This is a genomic window from Neisseria sp. HMSC069H12 (assembly GCF_001812735.1).
In the GTDB taxonomy this organism is placed as follows: Bacteria; Pseudomonadota; Gammaproteobacteria; order Burkholderiales; family Neisseriaceae; genus Neisseria; species Neisseria subflava.
The window spans coordinates 1-730 of record NZ_KV810279.1 but is presented as its reverse complement, the minus strand read 5'-3'; the positions used below and the strand labels follow the sequence as shown (position 1 = coordinate 730).

Genomic DNA, 730 nt, shown 5'->3' with positions numbered 1-730 from the left:
TTGTTTCAAATATCCACTGATTCTACCCAAATCCCTCCTTAATCCCCCTTGGACACCTGATTAATCAGGCATCCGGCCGCCTTTTAGGCAGCAACAGGCGCACTTAGCCTGTTGGCGGCTTTCAAAAGGTTCAAACACATCGCCTCCTTCAGATGGCTTTGTGCACTCACTTTAATCAGCCCGAAATAGGCTGCCCGGGCGTAGCGGAATTTACGGTGCAGCGTACCGAAGCTTTGTTCGACCACATAACGGGTCTTCGACAAATATCGGTTGCGTTTGGTTTGCGCTTCCGACAGCGGATGTTTACGGTGGGCTTTGCACATAATGCCGTCTAACAACTGATGCTCTTCCAGATGTTGCCGGTTTTCCTCACTGTCGTAGCCTTTATCGGCATAGACGGTTGTACCTTTGGATAGACCTTCCAATAAAGGCGACAGGTGTTTGCACTCATGGGCATTGGCGGGGTTAATGTGCAGTTTCTCGATATAGTCTGCCTCATCGGTGCGGGTATGTTGTTTGTAACCGAGTCTGTATAAGCCGTTTTTCTTTGTCCAACGGGCATCTTTGTCTTTACTTGGTGTGGTTTGGCCGCTGACTTGTCCCTCTTCATCGACTTCTATGGCCTGGCGCTGTTTGCTGCCGGCGGTCTGAATAATGGAGGCGTCAACGACGGCGGCGGATGCTTTCTCTACTTTTAAGCCTTTTTCGGTCAGTTGGCGGTTGATCAGTT

General features: G+C 50.1%; 1 protein-coding gene. It reads right to left on the bottom strand.

The window, feature by feature from the left end; all coding sequences use genetic code 11:
* Positions 1-83 precede the first annotated feature (83 nt).
* The coding region (locus HMPREF2872_RS05890; protein ID WP_070632005.1) for an IS5 family transposase at positions 84-730 on the bottom strand (647 nt) is incomplete at its 5' end.